This window comes from Pseudoxanthomonas sp. LjRoot125 (assembly GCF_964252705.1).
GTDB lineage: Bacteria > Pseudomonadota > Gammaproteobacteria > Xanthomonadales > Xanthomonadaceae > Pseudoxanthomonas_A.
Genome location: NZ_CAXUOY020000003.1, coordinates 182,911 through 201,906 on the forward strand (window position 1 = coordinate 182,911; position 18,996 = coordinate 201,906).

The 18,996-nt window shown below is 68.9% G+C and carries 21 protein-coding genes, 1 tRNA gene and 1 pseudogene; 20 read left to right on the forward strand and 3 right to left on the reverse strand.

Annotated features, from left to right (window positions below):
- Positions 1-67 precede the first annotated feature (67 nt).
- The 5 genes from dusA to ACSION_RS17855 all read left to right on the forward strand — a co-directional run bounded on the left by dusA (position 68) and on the right by ACSION_RS17855 (position 4,773).
- A complete protein-coding gene (gene dusA, locus ACSION_RS17835) occupies positions 68-1,066 on the forward strand; it encodes a tRNA dihydrouridine(20/20a) synthase DusA (protein WP_435307117.1) in 999 nt (332 codons plus the stop codon).
- A 3-nt stretch (positions 1,067-1,069) separates the two neighbouring features.
- Positions 1,070-1,990, forward strand: coding sequence for an arginine deiminase-related protein (locus ACSION_RS17840; protein ID WP_435307118.1), 921 nt, complete (start codon positions 1,070-1,072; stop codon positions 1,988-1,990).
- A 183-nt stretch (positions 1,991-2,173) separates the two neighbouring features.
- Entirely contained in the window at positions 2,174-2,530 is a 357-nt protein-coding gene (locus ACSION_RS17845) for a hypothetical protein (protein WP_435307119.1), read from the forward strand.
- A gap of 75 nt (positions 2,531-2,605) precedes the next feature.
- Positions 2,606-3,292, forward strand: coding sequence for a response regulator transcription factor (locus ACSION_RS17850; RefSeq protein ID WP_056879339.1), 687 nt, complete (start codon positions 2,606-2,608; stop codon positions 3,290-3,292).
- Positions 3,293-3,321: 29 nt separating this feature from the next.
- Complete coding sequence (locus ACSION_RS17855) at positions 3,322-4,773, forward strand: ATP-binding protein (RefSeq protein ID WP_435307120.1); 1,452 nt, start codon at positions 3,322-3,324, stop codon at positions 4,771-4,773.
- Between the two features lie 2 nt (positions 4,774-4,775).
- Here the strand turns inward: ACSION_RS17855 and ACSION_RS17860 are convergent.
- Both ACSION_RS17860 and ACSION_RS17865 read right to left on the reverse strand, forming a co-directional pair.
- Positions 4,776-5,583, reverse strand: a pseudogene (locus ACSION_RS17860) (zinc-dependent peptidase).
- On the reverse strand, positions 5,550-5,870 hold the full coding sequence (locus tag ACSION_RS17865; protein WP_093488072.1) for a hypothetical protein: 321 nt from the start codon (positions 5,868-5,870) through the stop codon (positions 5,550-5,552). Before ACSION_RS17865 ends, ACSION_RS17860 begins: the two are co-directional and overlap by 34 nt.
- A 193-nt stretch (positions 5,871-6,063) precedes the next feature.
- Between ACSION_RS17865 and ACSION_RS17870 the strand changes: the two genes are divergently transcribed.
- The 10 genes from ACSION_RS17870 (at position 6,064) to ACSION_RS17915 (ending at position 13,109) form a co-directional block, all read left to right on the forward strand.
- On the forward strand, positions 6,064-7,884 hold the full coding sequence (locus tag ACSION_RS17870) for a DegV family protein (RefSeq protein WP_435307121.1): 1,821 nt from the start codon (positions 6,064-6,066) through the stop codon (positions 7,882-7,884).
- 30 nt (positions 7,885-7,914) lie between these two features.
- Entirely contained in the window at positions 7,915-8,541 is a 627-nt protein-coding gene (plsY, locus tag ACSION_RS17875) for a glycerol-3-phosphate 1-O-acyltransferase PlsY (protein ID WP_435307122.1), read from the forward strand.
- On the forward strand, positions 8,538-9,503 hold the full coding sequence (birA, locus tag ACSION_RS17880; RefSeq protein ID WP_435307123.1) for a bifunctional biotin--[acetyl-CoA-carboxylase] ligase/biotin operon repressor BirA: 966 nt from the start codon (positions 8,538-8,540) through the stop codon (positions 9,501-9,503). Before plsY ends, birA begins: the two co-directional genes overlap by 4 nt.
- Positions 9,500-10,249 carry a type III pantothenate kinase gene (locus tag ACSION_RS17885; RefSeq protein WP_435307124.1) on the forward strand — a complete coding sequence of 250 codons (750 nt, stop codon included), beginning with the start codon at positions 9,500-9,502 and terminating at the stop codon, positions 10,247-10,249. The genes birA and ACSION_RS17885 overlap by 4 nt, the downstream gene beginning before the upstream one ends.
- Before the next feature lie 23 nt (positions 10,250-10,272).
- Positions 10,273-10,935, forward strand: coding sequence for an SPOR domain-containing protein (locus ACSION_RS17890; RefSeq protein ID WP_435307125.1), 663 nt, complete (start codon positions 10,273-10,275; stop codon positions 10,933-10,935).
- Positions 10,936-10,948: 13 nt separating this feature from the next.
- Positions 10,949-11,024, forward strand: a tRNA-Thr gene (locus ACSION_RS17895).
- A gap of 97 nt (positions 11,025-11,121) precedes the next feature.
- Positions 11,122-12,045 carry an arginase gene (rocF, locus tag ACSION_RS17900; protein ID WP_435307126.1) on the forward strand — a complete coding sequence of 308 codons (924 nt, stop codon included), beginning with the start codon at positions 11,122-11,124 and terminating at the stop codon, positions 12,043-12,045.
- Between the two features lie 146 nt (positions 12,046-12,191).
- Entirely contained in the window at positions 12,192-12,344 is a 153-nt protein-coding gene (locus ACSION_RS17905; protein ID WP_056879413.1) for an entericidin A/B family lipoprotein, read from the forward strand.
- A 199-nt stretch (positions 12,345-12,543) separates the two neighbouring features.
- Entirely contained in the window at positions 12,544-12,678 is a 135-nt protein-coding gene (locus ACSION_RS17910; RefSeq protein WP_056879414.1) for an entericidin A/B family lipoprotein, read from the forward strand.
- Positions 12,679-12,887: 209 nt separating this feature from the next.
- The gene (locus ACSION_RS17915) at positions 12,888-13,109 is read left to right on the forward strand and encodes a CsbD family protein (protein WP_435307127.1); all 222 of its coding nucleotides are present in this window, start codon (positions 12,888-12,890) and stop codon (positions 13,107-13,109) included.
- Between the two features lie 60 nt (positions 13,110-13,169).
- Here ACSION_RS17915 and ACSION_RS17920 read toward each other — a convergent pair whose 3' ends face one another.
- The gene (locus ACSION_RS17920; RefSeq protein WP_435307128.1) at positions 13,170-13,976 is read right to left on the reverse strand and encodes a hypothetical protein; all 807 of its coding nucleotides are present in this window, start codon (positions 13,974-13,976) and stop codon (positions 13,170-13,172) included.
- Positions 13,977-14,168: 192 nt separating this feature from the next.
- Here ACSION_RS17920 and ACSION_RS17925 point away from each other — a divergent pair, with 192 nt between their 5' ends.
- The 5 genes from ACSION_RS17925 (at position 14,169) to ACSION_RS17945 (ending at position 18,996) form a co-directional block, all read left to right on the forward strand.
- Entirely contained in the window at positions 14,169-15,464 is a 1,296-nt protein-coding gene (locus ACSION_RS17925; RefSeq protein WP_435307129.1) for a tryptophan--tRNA ligase, read from the forward strand.
- 3 nt (positions 15,465-15,467) lie between these two features.
- The gene (locus tag ACSION_RS17930) at positions 15,468-15,767 is read left to right on the forward strand and encodes a hypothetical protein (protein ID WP_093488059.1); all 300 of its coding nucleotides are present in this window, start codon (positions 15,468-15,470) and stop codon (positions 15,765-15,767) included.
- Positions 15,768-15,861: 94 nt separating this feature from the next.
- Positions 15,862-16,791, forward strand: a complete 930-nt coding sequence (locus ACSION_RS17935) for an MBL fold metallo-hydrolase (RefSeq protein ID WP_435307130.1) — start codon at positions 15,862-15,864, stop codon at positions 16,789-16,791.
- 58 nt (positions 16,792-16,849) lie between these two features.
- The gene (locus ACSION_RS17940; protein ID WP_435307131.1) at positions 16,850-18,493 is read left to right on the forward strand and encodes a M28 family metallopeptidase; all 1,644 of its coding nucleotides are present in this window, start codon (positions 16,850-16,852) and stop codon (positions 18,491-18,493) included.
- A gap of 68 nt (positions 18,494-18,561) precedes the next feature.
- Positions 18,562-18,996 carry a BLUF domain-containing protein gene (locus ACSION_RS17945; RefSeq protein ID WP_435307132.1) on the forward strand — a complete coding sequence of 145 codons (435 nt, stop codon included), beginning with the start codon at positions 18,562-18,564 and terminating at the stop codon, positions 18,994-18,996.

Sequence of the window (18,996 nt, forward strand, 5' to 3'; positions counted from 1 at the left end):
TTCGTACGGCGGTAAGCCTTTTGTTGGCGCCGGGATGCGCTCCAGGGCCCCACGTTACAATGGCGGCATGACGTCCCCCCCGATTCCCCACGAAGCCCTGCGCCTGTCCGTCGCTCCGATGATGGATTGGACGGACACGCATTGCCGCGTGTTCCACCGGCTGCTGGCGCCGAATGCGCGTCTGTACACCGAGATGGTGCACGCGCAGGCGGTGATCCATGGCGACCGCGATCGCTTGCTGGGGTTCGATGCGGGTGAGCATCCCGTGGCGGTGCAGCTGGGCGGCAGCGAGCCGGCGCACCTGGCGCAGGCCGCGCGCATCGCGCAGGACTGGGGCTACGACGAGGTGAACCTCAACGTCGGCTGCCCGTCGGACCGCGTGCAGGCGGGGCGCTTCGGCGCCTGCCTGATGAAGGAGCCTGCGCTGGTGTCCGAGTGCGTGGCGGCGATGATCGAGGCCGTGAGCATTCCGGTGACGGTGAAGTGCCGCCTCGGCGTGGACGAGCAGGAGGACTACGACCTCTTCCTCGCCTTCATCGATACGGTGGCGGCGACCGGTTGCGACACGTTCTTCGTGCATGCGCGCAAGGCGTGGCTGCAAGGGCTGTCGCCAAAGGAAAATCGCGAGATCCCCCCGCTGCGTTACGACTGGGCCTACCGGCTCAAGCGCGAGCGGCCGGCGCTGACGGTGGCGATCAATGGCGGCATCACCACGACGGCGCAGGTGCACGAGCACCTGCAGCACAGCGATGGCGTGATGATCGGTCGCGCCGCGTACCACGAGCCCTATGCGCTGCACGAAATGCAGGCGACGCTGTTCGGAGGCGAGCTGCGTCCGCGTACCGATCTGCTGCGTGCATGGCGCCCGTACGTCGAAGCGCAGCTGGCGAAGGGCGTGGCGCTGAAGCACCTGACCCGCCACGTGCTGGGGCTGTTCCATGCGCAGCAGGGTGGGCGCGCGTTCCGGCAGATCCTCAGCGAAGGCGCGCACAAGCCTGGTGCGGACTGGTCGCTGGTGGAGCAGGCGCTGGCGGCGACCGTGCGTGAACTGCGGCCGGCGGCCTGAGCGATGATCACGCGCGACATCGACGCCTTCATCGCCTTTGCGCGCACGTTGCAGGCGGACTTCGGCCCGGCGACGGCGCGCGCGGCGTTCCTCGTGTCGCCGGATGGCTTCGTGCGCGCGGACCAATCCGCGCAGGACAACCGCTACATGGCCGATGCCGGCGCGTTCGATGCGGAGGCGGCCCTGCGCGAGCACCATGCGCTGCATCGCGCGCTGTCGCAGGACGTGCCGGTGATCTGCTTTCCGGGCGACGAAGCGACGCCCGACGCCGTCTTCCCGAACAACGTGTTCGCCACCGCACGGGTCGATGGCCAGCCGCGCCTGATCGTCGGGCGCATGCGGCATCCGGTGCGCCAGCGGGAAGCAGCGCGGGCGGACATCCGCGGCTACTTCAACGCGATGGGCTACGCCGAGACCGATCTGTCTGCCCAGCCCAGCCCCGGTGAGCTGACCGGCGCACTGGTCATCGACCGCGCGCGCGGCATCGGCTTCTGTGGCCTGTCCGAGCGCTGCGACGAGGCCGGCGCGGCGCAGATGCATGCAGCCTTCGGATTGCGCGCCACGTTGATGTTCGACCTGGCGGCGGGCGAGTACCACACCAACGTGCTGCTGGCGGTGCTGGCCGGCCGGGCGGCCCTGGTCTGTCCGCATGCGCTGCAGGGCGACATCTCCACCGCCCTGCACGCGCTGTATGGCCCGCGGGTGGTGGCGCTGTCGCCGGCCGAGCAGGCCGCCTTCGCCGGCAATGCGATCGCACTGACCGATCGGTCTGTCTGGATGAGCCGCCGGGCGCACGAGGGCCTGACGGCTGGCGCTCGCCGTCAGCTGGAAGAGGTGGCGGGCTTTGCCATCCGAAGTGTGCCCCTGGAGGCCATCGAGGCCGGCGGTGGATCGCTAAGATGTTGTGTGGCCGAGATTTTCTGACCATTCAGCTGGCTGAATGGGGCCCCTCGGGCTGTGGATAAATTCAGAACGGATTCACTGCCGCGGGCCAAAACTCTGCCTCCATTCCACAGAGGCGGTTTCGGGTTTCGTTCAGTTTCGCGGCCCCGTATCCGTTACGATTCCGTTATGCGATTTCGTTCATCCACGCTTGCCGCTTTTGCCATGTCCGGGCTCATCGCCCTGGCGGGCACCTCCGTGGTGCTGGCGCAGGACGATCAGGGCCGCGGCAACGCGCCGCCGTCGCGCGAGCGCGGCGCCCAGCGGGCCGAGGATCGCGGCCATCGCAGCTCGATGTCCGACTCCGTGCGCCGCGTGCGCAACGAGACCGGCGGACAGGTGCTGAGCGTGGAGCGCATGCAGTACGACGGTCGCGAGATCAACCGGGTGAAGTACGTCGATGATCGTGGCCGCGTGCGCACGATGGACGATGCGGGTCCCTCGCGTCGCGGTGCCGATGCCCCGTCACGTCCGCGCGATGGCAGCCAGCCTGCACGCGGCGATAACCCCCCGCGCCCGTAGTCTTACGTAGAATCACGGCTCAACACGAGCACGTCCCGCGCGGCCCACGCCGCGCCGCATTCCCAAGGAGAGTCCATGCGTATCCTGCTGGTCGAAGACGAAGCCCCACTGCGTGAAACCCTTGCTGCGCGCCTCAAGCGCGAAGGCTTCGCGGTGGACGCGGCCCAGGACGGCGAGGAAGGCCTGTACATGGGGCGCGAAGTGCCGTTCGACGTGGGCATCATCGACCTGGGCCTGCCGAAGATGTCGGGCATGGAGCTGATCAAGGCGCTGCGCGACGAGGGCAAGAAATTCCCCGTGCTGATCCTGACTGCTCGCAGCAGCTGGCAGGACAAGGTCGAGGGCCTGAAGCAGGGCGCGGACGACTATTTGGTCAAGCCGTTCCATGTCGAAGAGCTGCTGGCGCGCGTCAACGCGCTGCTGCGCCGCGCCGCGGGATGGAGCAAGCCGACGCTCGAGTGCGGTCCGGTCGCGCTGGATCTGGCTGCGCAGACGGTGAGCGTCAACGGCAGCAACGTCGACCTGACCAGCTACGAGTACAAGGTGCTCGAGTACCTGATGATGCATGCCGGCGAGCTGGTCTCGAAGGCCGACCTGACCGAGCACATCTACCAGCAGGATTTCGACCGCGACTCCAACGTGCTCGAAGTCTTCATCGGCCGCCTGCGCAAGAAGCTGGACCCAGAAGGCGAACTGAAGCCGATCGAGACCGTGCGCGGCCGCGGCTACCGCTTCGCCATCCCGCGCACCGGCGAGGCCTGATGCGCCGCGCTGGCATCGCCTGTACTTGAATGCCCGCGCCACCTTCCGGCGGTACGCCGCCCGCGCCCGTCGGCCGTGACCGGTTCGACGGCTGGCGCCCGCGCTCGCTGCGCGCGCGCCAGCTGCTGGCCGCCAGTCTCGCGCTGCTCGCCTTCCTGGCGCTCGCCGGTTGGGCCCTGGACCGGGCGTTCGTCGATACCGCCCAGGACAACCTGCGCCAGCGTTTGAAGAGCTATGCGCTGTACTACACCGACAAGGTGGAGTTCGGCCGCAACGGCACGCTGATCCCGCCTTACAACACGCCCGACCCGCGCTTCGACATGCCCGACAGCGGCATGTACGCGCAGGTGGTGCTGCAAGGCACTGCGCCGTGGGGCTCCAACTCCACGTTGGGCCCCGAGCTTCCCACGCCTCAGCTGTTGGGTGCGCTGGACGAGTCTTTCGAAGGCCCATTGCCGATCCGGCGCGCCGACGGCACCGAAAGCGAGGCCTACCGTTATGGCGTGGGCTACGCATGGCCGGCTACCCACCAGCACGGCGAAATCCCTTACAGCATCTACATCCTCGAAGACGCACAGGCGCTGAGTGCGCAGATCCGCGTGTTCCGCGGTTCGCTATGGGTCTATCTGGGCGGCGCGGGTGTGATCCTGCTGCTGCTGCAGATGCTGGTGCTGCGCTGGAGCCTGCGTCCGCTACGGCGCGTGATCTTCGAACTGAGCCGCGTGCAGCGGGGCGAGGCCTCGGGCATGACCGAGAGCCACCCGCGCGAACTGGAGCCGTTGACCGACAGCATCAACGCCTTCATCGAAAGCGAACGCGAGAACCTCGAGCGCCAGCGCAACACGCTGGCCGACCTGGCGCACAGCCTGAAGACGCCGATCGCCGTGCTCCGCACGCAGATGGACAACAACGCCGACCCCGCTGCGTTGCGCGATGAGCTCGACGTGCAGCTCAAACGCATGAACAACCTGGTGTCGTACCAGCTGGCGCGCGCGGCATCGAGCGGCCACAAGCTGTTTTCCGCACCGGTGCCGCTCGAGCCGCATGCGGAAGAGATCGTGCGGGGCCTGGAGAAGGTTTACGCGGTCAAGGGCGTGATCTGCGAATTCGAAATCGATCCACGCGCGCGCTTCCACGGCGAAACGGGCGATCTGCAGGAGTTGATGGGCAACCTGCTGGAGAACGCTTTCAAGTGGGCGCGCTCACGCGTGCTGCTCACGGTGAAGGTGGGCGCGACCGCGCCGCAGCGTCGGCCGGGCCTGTTCCTCGCCGTGGACGACGACGGTCCGGGCATCGCCGAAGACGATGTAGCGAAGGTGCTGCAGCGGGGTGTGCGCGGCGACGAGCGCGTGCAGGGTCACGGCATCGGCCTGTCGATCGTGCAGGACCTGATCCGCGACTACCGCGGCGAACTGCAGGTGTCGCGCTCGGAAGAACTGGGCGGTGCGCGCTTTGAAGTGCGGTTGCCGCCGGGGCTGTAGCGTTAGCGCTGGGCGAACGGCGACGGACCGTAGAAGCGGTGCAGGTGTTCTGCCACCGTCGGCAGCGATTCCGCCAGTACGTCCGGTGCCGAGAAGTGGTACTCGGTCGTGACGGCGAAGAACTCTTCCGGCGCTTCCGCAGCGTAGGGGTCCAGCGCGGTCTCGCGCCCCAGGTCCACCTGCATGCAGAAATCGTCGTACGCACGCTGGAAGTCGCGTGCCCACCGCGCGTGCCACTCGCGGGGGAGCGGCGGCGTGCCATCCAGTTCGCCGTCGAGCACATCCAGTTTGTGCGCCATTTCATGCACGGCCACACAGAAGCCTGCATCGGGTTCGGCGAGGTCGGCCTGCACGTCGGCCCAGGAGAGGATCAACGGGCCCTGGTCCCAGGCTTCGCCGGACAGATCGTCTTCCCACTCGTGCAGCACGCCGGCGGCATCGGTGTGCGTGCGCTGCACGCGGAAAGCATCGGGGTAGACGATCAGCTGCGACCAGCCGCGCAGGCCGGTTTCGCCGAACTCCAGCAACGGCAGGCTGCACAGCGCGGCGAGTTGCACGCGCTGCGCATCGTCCAGTTTCAGGCCGGCCAACGGCGTAATGGTCTTCTCGTGCAGGAAACGCGCGGTCAGCGCGCGCAGGCGAGCCGCGCGCGCATCATCCAGCGCGGCGGCCCAGGCGGTATCCATGCGGACCGCGTGCCACAGGGCGTCTTCAATGAAGGGGGCGGGGCGCCGCAAGCGGCGCAACAGTCCAATCACGGGTCGGCGCAGTCCGCGTCAGCGGAACATGCCCGGCAGGAAGCTGTGCCACTTGGAGCCGCGGCTGCGCGGCAGGGGGGTCTCGTCGTCATCGCCGCCACCGCGCGAGGCGGGCGGGGTCAATGCGGTCGGTGCGGCGTACTTGCTGCGCACGGCGGTCGCGCGCGCGCGGCGTGCATCCGTCGCCGTCGGCACGGCATCGCCCGGACGGTCTGCAACCGCGCGGTCGGCGACGTCCTGGCAGACCGTGGCGTTGCCATTGGAGATCGCGCGGCCGTTCTGGGCGAACACGGCCGCCGAGGCACCGAGGAGCAGCAGGGCAAGGCTGGCGCGAAGCATCGGTAGACTCCTGTCGGTCGGTTACGGCGGCCAGATGACGTCGCCGACTATAGCCGGAAAGACCCCTTCCCGGCACGGGCCGGGGGCGCCGTGCGACGAAACGCCGATACACGGCGACGGAACGAGGGAACCTGCCGACCGACTGCTGCGACGCAGCAGGTAAGCGGCGCCGGTTGCGGCAGACTGGCGCCCCATGCCCGCCCCGCCTGACCGCCCACTCACCGCTCCCGCCCTGCGCCTGGCGCTGATCGCAGGGGCCCGGCGCGTCATCGCCGCCCGTGACGGCCTGAACCGGATCAACGTGTTCCCGGTGGCGGACGGCGATACCGGCAACAACCTCGCCTCCACCCTGGGGAGCGTGCTGCACGGGGCGCTGTCGCGGCCCAGCCAGCACGCCGGTGACCTGCTGAGCCAGGTCGGCAACGACGCCATCGACGGCGCGCGCGGCAACTCGGGCGCGATCCTCGCGCAGTTCCTGTACGGCGTCGCGGAGCGCGTCCGGACCCTCCCGGAACTCGATGCCCGATCCCTCGCCGCCGCTGTCCGCCAGGGGGCGCAAAGCGCGCGCCAGGCGCTGGCGCAGCCGGTGGAGGGCACCATCCTCAGCGTCATCACCGCGTTCGCCGACGAACTGGATGCCGCCGCTGGCGATCGCGATGCACCGGCCGACGCGCGCAGCGGCTTCGCCCGTGCGCTGGACCGCGCGCGTCGCGCGCTGGCCGACACGCCGCGGCAGATGGCGCTCCTGCAACGCGCTGGCGTGGTGGATGCCGGCGCGCAGGGCTTTGTCGACCTGCTGGAAGGCATCGCCGAATTCGTCGAGGGCGGACCGCGCGCGGTGCGCATGCGTGGCAGCGCGCCGCCGGCCGCGAACGACGCGCCGGAGCCGGTCGGCCATGACCATGACATCGATCCGGCGCGCCGCTGGTGCACCGAATGCCTGCTGTTGGGTCAGGGACTGGACCGGGACCGCCTCCGTACGGCGTTGGAAGCGGCGGGCGCGGACTCCATCGTGATCGCGGGTGGCGCGTCGCGGTTGCGCGTGCACGCGCATACGGGGTCGCCGCAGGCGTTGTTCGATGCCTGCGCGGAGCAAGGGCAGGTCGAAGGCATGAAGGCGGACGACATGGTGCGCCAGCAAGCCGCCGCCGCACTGACGCAACCACTGGTGATCGTCACCGACAGCGCCGCCGACCTGCCCGAGGACATCGGCGAGCGTTTCGCCATCGGCGTGGTGCCGGCACGCGTGGATCTGGATGGTCGCGACTACCTGGACAAAGTGGGGCTGTCCACGGCCGAGTTCTACCGGCGAATGGCGGCTTCACGGCAATTGCCGCGCACCAGCCAGCCGCCGCCGGGGGATTTCCGCCGGCAGTTCGAACTCTCGCTCGCCCACCATGCGCGCGTGCTGTACGTCGGCCTGTCGCGCGCACTGTCCGGCACGCTGCAATCGGGCGAGCATGCGGCGGCACGCGACCCCGGGGCACGCGTGCGCGTGTTCGACACCATCAATGCGGCATGCGGGCAGGCGCTACTCGTCTGGCGCGCAGCGGAACTCGCCGCACGGGGCCAGGAGGAGAGCGATGTGGTGGCGGAACTCGAACGCCTCCGCCCGCTTACCCGGATGTGGGCGATCGCGCCAGACATCTCGCACGCGGTACGCGGCGGACGCATTCCCCGCTGGGCCGCACCGATCGCCCGACTGACCGCGTTGACGCCGATGGCGAAGATGAGCGTGGACGGTCGTATGACCGTGGCGGGGCTGTTGCTCACGCGTGCGCGGGCGCCCGAAGCGTTCGCGCGCCGCGTTGCGCGTGCACTCCCTCAGGGCCAACGCTGGCGCCTGATCGTGGGTCACTGCGATGCGCGACCGGAAGCCGACCGCCTGCTGGTGGCGCTGCGCGCACGCTTGGATATCTCGGAAGACCGCCTGGTGGACACCGGTGCGGCCATCGGTGCGCACGCCGGGCAGGGCGCGTTGATCGTCGCGGTGCAGCCAGCGCAGGCCGACTGAGACGCACCGGCCGTGGCCCATAATGGGGCGATGCTCGTCTCCCTCTTCCTTCTCGTATCCGCTTATCTGCTCGGCTCGGTGTCGGGCAGCCTGACCCTGGGCCGGCTGCGCGGCGTGGATATCCGCACCCAGGGCAGCGGCAACGCCGGCGGCACCAATGCCTTCCGCACCCAGGGCGCGAAGTTCGCGCTCGGCGTGGTACTGATCGACATCGGCAAGGGCGCGCTGGCGGCGTGGCTCGCGCTGCGGTTCGCGCCGGTGGATGGCGCGCTGCCCGTGCGCGCGGTGGCGTGGCTGGCGGTGTTCGCGGCCGCGTTGGGTCACGTGTGGCCGCTGTGGCATGGGTTCCGCGGCGGCAAGGGCGTCGGCACGCTGCTGGGTGGCGTCGCGATCCTCTGGCCGGTCGCGTTGTTGCCGTTGTTCCTGGTCTGGGTGTGCGTGCTCGTCGCCACCGGTTATGTGGGACTGGCCTCGATCATCGCGACGGCGTGCCTGCTGCCGCTGGCCCTCTGGCTGCGCGCGGATGGCGCGACGCAGCTGTTCGCGGCGGCCGCGGCGCTGCTGGTGCTGTTCACCCATCGCGCCAACGTGCATCGCCTGCGTGCGGGCACGGAGTCGCGCTTCGAGCGCGTGCGTTTCTGGCGTCGGCGCGCATGACGGGCGAACGCGATCTGCTGCTGCGCCTTTCGCAAGGCCCGGTGTCTGGCGACGCGCTCGCGCGTGCCGTGGGGCAGACGCGTGCGGCCGTGTGGAAGCGCATCGAGGCCCTGCGCGAGGGCGGCGTGCGTATCGATGCGCAGCCGGGTCGCGGTTATGCCTTGGCGGTGCCGGTCGAACTGCTGGAGGCGGACCTTATCCGTGCACGGATGCGGTACGTCGCCTCGGTGTCGGCGCTCGAAGTCGCATGGTCGCTGGATTCGACCAACAGCGAACTGCTGCGCCGGAAGGCGCCCGCGCAGGGCGCCGATGTCGTGCTCGCCGAGCAACAGACCGGTGGGCGTGGCCGGCGCGGACGGTACTGGGCATCGCCGATCGCGGCGAACCTGTATCTCTCTGTGTCGCGGCAGTTCTCCGGTGGATTGGCGCGCCTGGGTGGCCTCAGCCTGGTGGTGGGCGTGGCCGTCGCCGAGGCAATGCGACAGGCGGGCTACGAGAGCGTCGGCGTGAAATGGCCCAACGATCTGCTGGCCGGCGATCGCAAGCTCGGCGGCATCCTCGTCGAAGGCGGGGGCGAACACGGCGGGCCCGTGCGCGCGGTGATCGGCATCGGCCTCAACGTGCGCATGCCGGATGCCGCTGCCGGAGGCATCGAACAGGCGTGGACCGACCTGGCCAGGTTGGGTGATGGTGATGCGCCATCGCGCAATGCGATGGCCGCCCGCGTGCTGGATGCATTGCTGCCCGCACTGGATCTCTTCGATGCCGATGGCCTGGCGCCGTTCCTGGCGCGCTATGCCGTGCTCGATGTGCTCTCGGGTCGTGCGGTCACCGTGCACGGGCCACAGGGCGACGAGCAGGGCATCGCCGATGGCATTGGCGCGGATGGCGCCTTGCAGGTGAGGATCGGCAAGGAACGCCGGCAGGTGCATGCCGGGGACGTCAGCGTGAGGGCGACATGACGGAATGGGTGTTCGACGTGGGCAACAGCCGCTTGAAGGCCGCGCCGCTGCGCGCCGATGGCAGTCTCGGTGAGGTCATCGCCGTCGCCCACGATGGGGACGGGATCGCGACCGCGCTGGATGCAGCCTTGGCGTTGGCGCCGACGCGTTCCGCATCGGCCGCGCTGGCGAGCGTCGCCTCGTCCGCGCGTACGGCCGCCGTGGTGGAGTGGTTGACCACCCGGTTCGGCGCGGTTTCGATCGCCCGGACGCAGTCCTCGTTGGCGGGTGTGCGCATCGCCTACGCCGATCCGGCGCGACTGGGCGTGGATCGCTTCCTGGCACTGCTCGCAGCGCGTGCGCGCGGCGCGCAGGCATGGCTGGTGGTCGGCGTGGGCACCGCGATCACCGTGGACCTGCTGGATGCGCGGGGCCTGCACCATGGCGGGCGCATCGCACCCTCGCCGACGCTGATGCGGGCGGCGCTCGAACAGGCCGCCGCACAACTGCCGGCGCAGGGCGGCGACTACACCGAGTTCGCGACCGATACGCCCCACGCGCTCGCCTCCGGCTGCGAGGGCGCCGCGTTGGGGCTGGTCGAGCGAAGCCTCGCGCGGGCGACGGACCTGCTCGGTTCACCACCGGCGCTGCTGCTGCATGGAGGTGGCGCCGCAGCCCTGCGTCCCGGGCTTCCGGATGCCGTGCATGCCCCAGCGCTGGTGCTGGAAGGCCTCGCGCGCTGGGCCCGTGCCGGTATCGACGACTGAGCCGGGCTGGCTAGAATCGACGCATGCTGATCCGTGCCCTGATCGTCCTGTTGGTGGTGCTGAACCTGGGCGCCGCCGCCTGGTGGCTCACCCGACCCGCCCCCGCCCCCGAACCGCCGCCGGCGTTGCCGGCAGGCGTGGCACGCCTGCAATTGGTGGGCGAGGAGGCGCCGGCCGCACCCTTGCCTGCGTCGCCCGCCCCCACCCTTGTGCCGCCCGCGCCCGCCGTGTGTTTCAGCCTGGGCCCGTTCACCAGCGAGGCCGCGGCCATCCAGGCGCGCGACGCGCTCGGCGCAGACCTGCTGCGCTCGCGGTTGCGGGAAGCACCGGGCGCCAGCGCCAGTGGCTACCAGGTCGTGATGCCGCCCGCCGCGTCGCTGGAAGAGGCGCAGGCCACCGCGGCGCGCATCGGCGCCGCGGGTTTCGATGACTTCCTCGTCGTGCGCCAGGGCGACCAGGCCAACGGCATCGCGCTGGGCCGCTACCGCAGCCGCGATGCGGCCGAGCGCCGTATCGCCGAACTGCAGGCGGGCGGCTTCACCGCGCAACTGCAACCGGTGGGTCGCGCAGGTCCGAGCCTGTGGTGGCTGGATACGGGTGCGGCCGAGGGTGCGGACCCCGCTGCATTGGCGCGGCGTGCGTCGAGCGCGCCGCCGCAACCGCTCGAATGCACGGCGCTGCGCTAGAATTGCCGCCCACGCCGCTTTAGCTCAGCTGGTAGAGCAACCGCCTTGTAAGCGGTAGGTCATCCGTTCGATTCGGATAAGCGGCACCACTCCTGCGCCCCCGTGCCGCACCCCGCGTGCTGCGATGCCACAGGGCCGTCATCGCCATCGGCATAGACTGTGCGCCTGTTTCCGCAAGGTGTGCCCATGAGTCGAGCCTTTCCTCCCGTGTCCCTGATCGGCGTGCCCACCGACGTCGGTGCCGGCCATCGCGGCGCCCGCATGGGGCCCGACGCGCTCCGCATCGCTGGCCTGGGCGAGGCCTTGCTCGCGCGCGGGGTGGATGTCGTCGACACCGGCAACGTGCAGGGGCCGGCCAATCCGTGGACCGGACCGGTCGCGGGATATCGCCACCTCGATGAAGTGGTGGCCTGGAACCGCGCCGTGATGGACGCGACCGCCGCGGAACTGGCCAGTGGCCGGTTGCCGATCATGATGGGCGGCGACCATTGCCTGGCGATGGGGTCGATCACCGCCGTTGCGCGGCATTGCCGCCAGGCCGGCAAGACGTTGCGCGTGCTGTGGCTGGACGCGCATTCGGACTTCAACACCAGCGAGGTCACGCCGTCGGGCAACATCCATGGCATGCCCGTGGCATGCCTGTGCGGCATCGGTCCTGATGCATTGACGAAACTCGGGGGCGATTCGCCGGCGATCACGCCGTCGATGGTCCGGCAGATCGGCATCCGCTCGGTCGATCCCGAAGAGAAGAAGCTGATCAAGGACCACAAGGTCGATGTGTACGACATGCGCTACATCGACGAGGTCGGCATGAAGCGCACCGTCGAAGCCGCGCTGGAGGGCGTCGATGCCGACACCCACCTGCACGTCAGCTTCGACGTGGACTTCCTCGACCCCAGCATCGCGCCGGGCGTGGGCACCACCGTGCCGGGCGGCCCCAACTATCGCGAAGCGCAGCTGGTGATGGAGATGATCGCCGACACCGGCCTGATGGGGTCGCTGGACATCGTCGAACTCAACCCCGTGCTGGACCGGCGCAACCGCACCGCCAAGCTCACGGTGGACCTGGTGGAGAGCCTGTTCGGCAAGTCCACGCTGATGCGCGACTGAGGCCGGCACCGCAGGGAAAACTGCGACTGAACGGCACGGAGCGGGCTTCACGCGGCCTATACGGCGGCGCGTCGAAGGTGGACGCACACGCCGCAGCGACGTCGGACGCACGCGCAGCGGCACCCCTTTCCACCAGGAGAAAACACATGAAGCGTGCGATGACCCTGCTGATGCTGGCCCTGTTCTCGACGGCGGTGCTGTCCGGTTGCAACACCATGGCCGGCGCCGGCAAGGACGTACAGAAGGTCGGCGAGAAGGTTGAAGACAAGGCGCAGGATTGCAAGGACGGCAAGTGCTGATCCATGTGTGATTCGGGGCCCCCGAGGGGTTCCCTGCAGGAAGGGCCGGGTCGCTCCCGGCCCTTCTTCGTTGTGGGTGCACGCGTTTGGTCAGCCGGCAGCCAGTGTGGTTGAATCAGACTGCGCGGGTGGGCAGCACCGCCGGCACGGTCCGGCCGCCCGAGCCCCCGATCGTGAATACCGTCCACAGGAGTCGCTTATGAAGCGTTTCGTCGCGTTGATGCTGTTGTCCCTGTTCTCCGTCGCCGTGCTGTCCGGCTGCAACACCGTCAAGGGGTTCGGCAAGGACGTGCAGAAGGTGGGCGAGAAGGTCGAGGATTCGTCCGGCAAGTAAGGCCGGCACGAACCGAATGAAACGGGCCGCATCGCGGCCCGTTTCTTTTTGATCGATGCGCATTCATCGCTGCGAATGCATCGTCATGCGACTGAATCGTTCAGCCAATCATAATGGCGCGTTGACGGTCGCTTGATCGGATGGGAACGCGCCGTTTGCGATGCTGTTTCCGCGGCGCTCCCTGCCGCGAAATCTAGCGAGGCAACACCATGAACCAGGACATCATCGCCGGTAACTGGAAACAGTTGAAGGGCAAGATCCAGGCGAAATGGGGCGACCTGACCGACGACGACTTCAAGGTCGCGCAGGGCAACGCCGAATATCTCGAAGGCCGGCTGCAGGAGCGCTACGGCTACGATCGCGACCGTGCGCACAACGAAGTCGAAGACTTCCAGCGCAGCCTGCGCTCGGACAAGTCCATGCACCACTGACCGGCTGACGCCGCGTCGTGCAGGACGGGCCGCCTTGTGCGGCCCGTCTGCGTTTCGCAATCAACGATAGCGTGGCGGATCGGCGACGAAGCCGCCGGGGAACGCGGAGGGCGCGTCCTCGCGCCAGATCGGACCATGGCGCCGCGGCACCACGCCGAGCGCCACCAGGCGACGATAGTCGTCGTAGCGCACTTCGCTCACCTGCTCCGGCTGGCGGGTCGCGCGTTCGAAGCCCGTGCGCGAGGTCGGGGCCCATTCGCGATCGCCGTGCCCGGTGCCGATGCTCTGCTGGCGCATGGATTCTTCGGCGGCGAGGCCACGTGGCGTGTCCGCGGGTGCCGCGGCGGCGTCATTGGCTTCGCCACGCTTCTCCATCCGCCCGCGCGCGATCGGCGGCGGCGAGTACTGCGGGTAGTAGGTGCGGGCTTCGCGGAACGCCGCCACGCCGATCACGCCGACGTTGCGCGGCCGGCCCGTACGTGCGGCGTAGCTGTCGCCGAAGTCGGTGAAGAAGAACTGCGCCACGTCGCGCATCGACTTGCGCCAGCCGTTGATCTCCGTTGTTTGCCACGGTTCCAGCACGTAACCGGCCTGCGAGGGGTGCGCGGTCTGGCCCGTGATCGCGTTGACGCCGTCGACCGACAGCACGACGAGCACGCGCTCGCCGGTGGTGTTGGTCAGGCGGACGCTGTAGCGATGGCCGGGCGAACCGGCCACCCAGACATCGCCCCGGTGGGGATGTTGGGACAGCCATTCGCCGGTGTCGCGGTCGACCACGCTGACGTCCACCAGAGGGCGGGCATGGGACGGGGCGCACGCGGCGAGCAACGCCAGCGTGGCCAGGGAAGCGAGGATGCGATGCAGCATGTCCGTTCTCCAGGTGGGGACGATGCTGGGAACGGATCGTCGGCGGCAGTGGGGTTGCCTGGAACGGCGATGCCCGCCCCGGTTAAGCCGCCAGTGGGCCGCGCCTGCGACGCCGTGTCGCAGGCTGGCCACCGGCATCGCCCGCCCCCAGCCGGTAAACTGGCCGCTTTCCCGCATTCCCCCGCTTCGCACATGACCACCCGCGTCCTTACCGGCATCACCACCTCGGGCACGCCGCACCTGGGCAACTACGTCGGCGCCGTGCGCCCCGCCGTGGCCGCCAGCCATGCCGCGGACACGGAGAGCTTCTACTTCCTGGCCGACCTGCACAGCCTGATCAAGGCCCAGGACCCGACGCGCACCCAGCGCTCCACGCTGGAGATCGCGGCGACCTGGCTGGCCTGCGGCCTGGAACCGGACAAGGTCTGGTTCTACCGCCAGAGCGACGTGCCGGAGATCACTGAGCTCACGTGGTTCCTGACCTGTGTGGCGGGCAAGGGCATCCTCAACCGCGCGCACGCCTATAAGGCCGCGGTGGACAAGAACAACGCCGAGGGCGAAGACCCGGATGCCGGCGTCAGCGCGGGCCTCTTCATGTACCCGGTGCTGATGGCGGCGGACATCCTGATCTTCAACGCGCACCAGGTGCCGGTGGGCCGCGACCAGATCCAGCACATCGAGATGGCGCGCGACTTCGGCCAGCGCTTCAACCACGTCTACGGCAAGGAGTACTTCACCCTGCCGGAGGCGCTGATCGACGACAACGTCGCCACGCTGCCCGGCCTGGACGGGCGCAAGATGAGCAAGAGCTACAACAACACCATTCCGCTGTTCGCACCGCGCGAGGAGCTCAAGAAACTGGTGTTCTCCATCCTGACCGACTCGCGCGGACCCGGCGAGCCGAAGGACACCGAAGGTTCGGCGCTGTTCCAGCTGTACCAGGCCTTCGGTAGCGCAGAAGAGACCCGCGCGTTCGCCCAGAAGTTCGCCGACGGCATCAGCTGGGGCGATGCCAAGCAGCAGTTGTTCGAACGCATCGATGCGGAAATCGCACCGCTGCGCGAGAAGTACGAAGCGCTGATGGCCAAGCCGGCCGACATCGAAGCCATCCTGCGCGACGGCGCCCGCCGCCTGCGCGAACGCTATGCCACGCCGCTGCTGGCCGAGCTGCGCCATGCGGTGGGCCTGCGTGACCTGTCCCAGCAACCGGTGGTCGAGGCGAAGGCCACGGCATCGAAGGCCGCGTTGCCGGCGTTCAAGCAGTACCGCGATACCGATGGCCGCTTCTACTTCAAGCTCACGGACGCCGAGGGCAACGTGCTGGTGCAGAGCAACGGCTTCGATTCGCCGAAGGACGCCGGCAAGCTGATCGGTGTGCTCAAGCAGGCCGAGCAGGCGGACGCGATGGAGACGCCGGAGATCGTGCTGCAGGTCCCCGCCGGTGATGTGCTCGCGGCGTTGGCCGCGCTGCGCGCCGCGGAGGCCTGAGCCATGCCGTACCTGGCGGTCATCCTGTTCCTGCCGTGGTTCCTGTTGCTGGGGTCGTTGTACTGGCTGTTTCCGCGCCAGCCGCGCAACGCGCGCCGCAAGGGCTTCGATCTCGCCGCGCTTGCGGTGGCCTTCGTGCTCAGCTTCATCGGCATGCAGTGGGGGTATGCGCTGGGTGCGTCCGATGTGGGCACCGGCGCGATCTGGAAGCAGGTGCTGGCGACGCTCGTCGCCTACGGTGCTTTCCTGTTCGTGCTGACGCTGGCGGTGCCGCTGCGCGGCTGGTGGTTGTCGCGCGGTTGACCTGCGCGTGGATGGCGTGTTCCACCAAAGGCGGGTCGTGCTGCCGCGGATCGCGGACTAGAATCGGGTCATCCGTCCCCACACAGGCCCGCGGATGAGCCTCCACGGCATCCACACCATCGACACCGCGTTCCAGCGCGACCACTTCGACGCCGCCTACCTGATCGTCGAGGAAGGTCGCGGTGCGTTCATCGACTGCGGCACCAACCATTCCGTGCCGCGGTTGCTGGCGGCGGCGCAGCGCGCCGGCCTTGCGGCTGCCGACATCGACCTGCTGATCGTCACCCACGTGCACCTCGACCATGCCGGCGGCGCCGGCCTGCTGATGCAGCACTTGCCGAACGCCACGCTGGTCGCACACCCGCGTGCGGCGCCACACCTCATCGATCCGGAGAAGCTCATCGCCGGGGCGACCGCCGTGTATGGCGAAGAGGAGATGCAGCGCAGCTACGGTGCCATCCAGCCCGTGCCGGAGGCGCGCGTGCGCATCGTCGACGATGGCGAGACGGTGCTGTTGGCCGGCCGCGCGCTGGAGTGCATCGATACACCGGGCCACGCACGGCACCACCACTGCATCTGGGATACGCGCAGCCGGAGCTGGTTCACCGGGGATACGTTCGGGCTGTCCTACCGCGAACTGGACGGACCACACGGCGCCTTCATCCTGCCGACGACCACGCCCGTGCAGTTCGAACCCGAGGCGCTGAAGGCCAGCATCGTGCGCATGGTCGAACGCGCGCCCGAGGCCATGTACCTCACCCATTACGGGCCCGTGTCCGACGTGCCGCGCCTGGCGCAGGCCTTGTACGAGCAGATCGATGCGATGGTGGCCATCGCCGACAGCTGCGACGGACGCGCGGACCGGCACCGTTGCCTCACCGCGGGTCTCACGGCGCTCTATCTGGAGCGTGCCCACGCATTGCAGGTGCCGTTGGCAGATGAAGATGTCGAACGCATCCTGGCCATGGACATCGAGTTGAATGCGCAGGGTCTTGGCGTGTGGCTCGATCGTGGGCGACCGTAAGGGCGTCCCGGGAAGCATCCCTTAGAATCGCGGCGACGCTCGAACGAGGTAGGTCTCCATGAAACGCGCACTTCCGATGCTGCTTTCCCTGTGCGCGGTGCCCGCGCTCGCTGCGGACGTCCCCGGTGGCGGCATCAGCGTCGACAACCTGTCGCGCCACGTGCGCGTGCTGGCGTCCGATGCGTTCGAAGGTCGCGCGCCGGCGACCCCGGGTGAAGACAAGACGATCGCCTATGTCGTCGATGCGCTGAAGCAGGCGGGCGTGCAGCCGGGAGGCGAGGAGGGCGGCTGGACGCAGGCGGTGCCGCTGGTGCGCGCGCAGGTAGAGGGGGCGGTGACGGCATCACTGCGCATCGGCGGTGAAACGCAGGTGCTCGCCAACGGCGAAGACGTGGTGCTGCAAAGCCTGAGCCCGGTCGACCGCATCGCACTGGCCGACGCACCGCTGGTCTTCGTGGGCTACGGTATCGATGCGCCGGAACGCGGCTGGGACGACTTCAAGGATGCCGACCTCACCGGCAAGGTCGCCGTGGTCCTGGTCAACGACCCGGATTTCGAGACCGACGCGCCAGGTGCCTTCGACGGACGTGCGGTGACCTATTACGGCCGCTGGACGTACAAGTACGAGGAACTCGCGCGCCAGGGCGCCGCAGGCGTATTGATCGTCCACGAGACCGCGCCGGCCGCCTATGGTTGGGCGACGGTCCGTGCCTCCGGCCTGTCGGCGGTGTTCGACATTCCGCGCCCGGATGCGGCGAAGTACCACACGCGCCTGCGTGGCTGGATGCAGCGCGATCTCGCGGTCTCGCTGTTCAAGCGTGCCGGGCTGGATTTCGACGCGGAGAGACGACGCGCGCAGACGAAAGCGTTCACACCGGTGGCGCTCGGCGATGCGACGCTGTCCGCCGCGTTCGCCATCAAGCGGGACCAGGTGGTCACGCGAAACGTCATCGGTCGCCTTGAGGGCGCGGGGCGGTCGGACGAAACCGTCATCTATTCCGCGCACTGGGATGCGTTCGGGGTCGGCGAGCCCGATGCGGCGGGCGATGCGATCCGCCACGGCGCGGTCGACAACGCGACCGGCGTGGCGGCGGTGATCGAACTGGCGCGCGTGTTTGCTGCCGGCCCGCGGCCGCAGCGCACGCTGCTGTTCATGGCGCTGACGGCGGAAGAGAAGGGCTTGCAGGGCGCGACGTTCTACGCGGCGAATCCGCTGGTGCCGTTGGCGAAGACCGCCGCGGTGCTGAACATCGAGATGCTCAGCCCCGACGGCCCCACGCGTGACATTGCTTCGTGGGGCAACGGACGGGTGTCGCTGGAAGGCGACCTGAAGCGCGTCGCCGAGGCGCAAGGCCGGACGTATTCGCCGGACCCCAACCTGGAAGCGGGTTTCTTCTATCGCGCCGACCATTTCGCGTTCGCGCGGGCTGGCGTGCCGGCGATCACCGTGGGCGCGGGGCTGGATCGCGTTGACGGTGGCGTCGCGAGCGGCAAGGCCCTGCGCGATGCGTACTTCGCCAAGTGCTACCACCAGCCCTGCGACGCTTGGGCGTCGACGTGGAATGCGCAGGGGCAGGCGCAGGACGTGGAAATCCTCTACGTGCTCGGTCGCGAGATCGCCGATGGCAACACCTGGCCACATTGGCTGGACGGATCGGAGTTCAGGGCCGTGCGCGAGCGCAGCGGCGCCGAACGCGAATAGCGGCACGGGCGCACGCCACCATGCGGTGGCGCGCGCTATGCTGCTCCCTTTCGTCATCCACGGCCCCCATGACGCCTCTCCATGCCTTGGTCTACCAGAGCCAGGCCACGCGTCCCCTGGATGCGTCCGACCTCGACATCCTCTTGCTTGATGCGCGCATCAACAACGAGCTGGCGAATGTCACCGGCGTGCTGCTTTACGGCGACCATCGCTTCGTGCAGTACCTCGAGGGCGCACGCCCGGACCTGGATCAGATCTACGCCCGGATCACGCGCGCCAGCCAACATCACCGGTTGGAAGTCCTGGAACGGGACAGGATCGAGACCCGCCGATTCCAGCGTTGGCACATGGGGTTCTCGGACGCGCCCCAGACCGTGGTGCAGCAGCTGAGCCAGGCGCAGTGGCAGCGCGATGCGCCATGGCTGGAGGATCACGTCGCCTCCTCGCCGGGCCTGTTGCGCCTGCTGACGTTCTGGAACGAGCAGGCGATCCTGTCGCGCTGA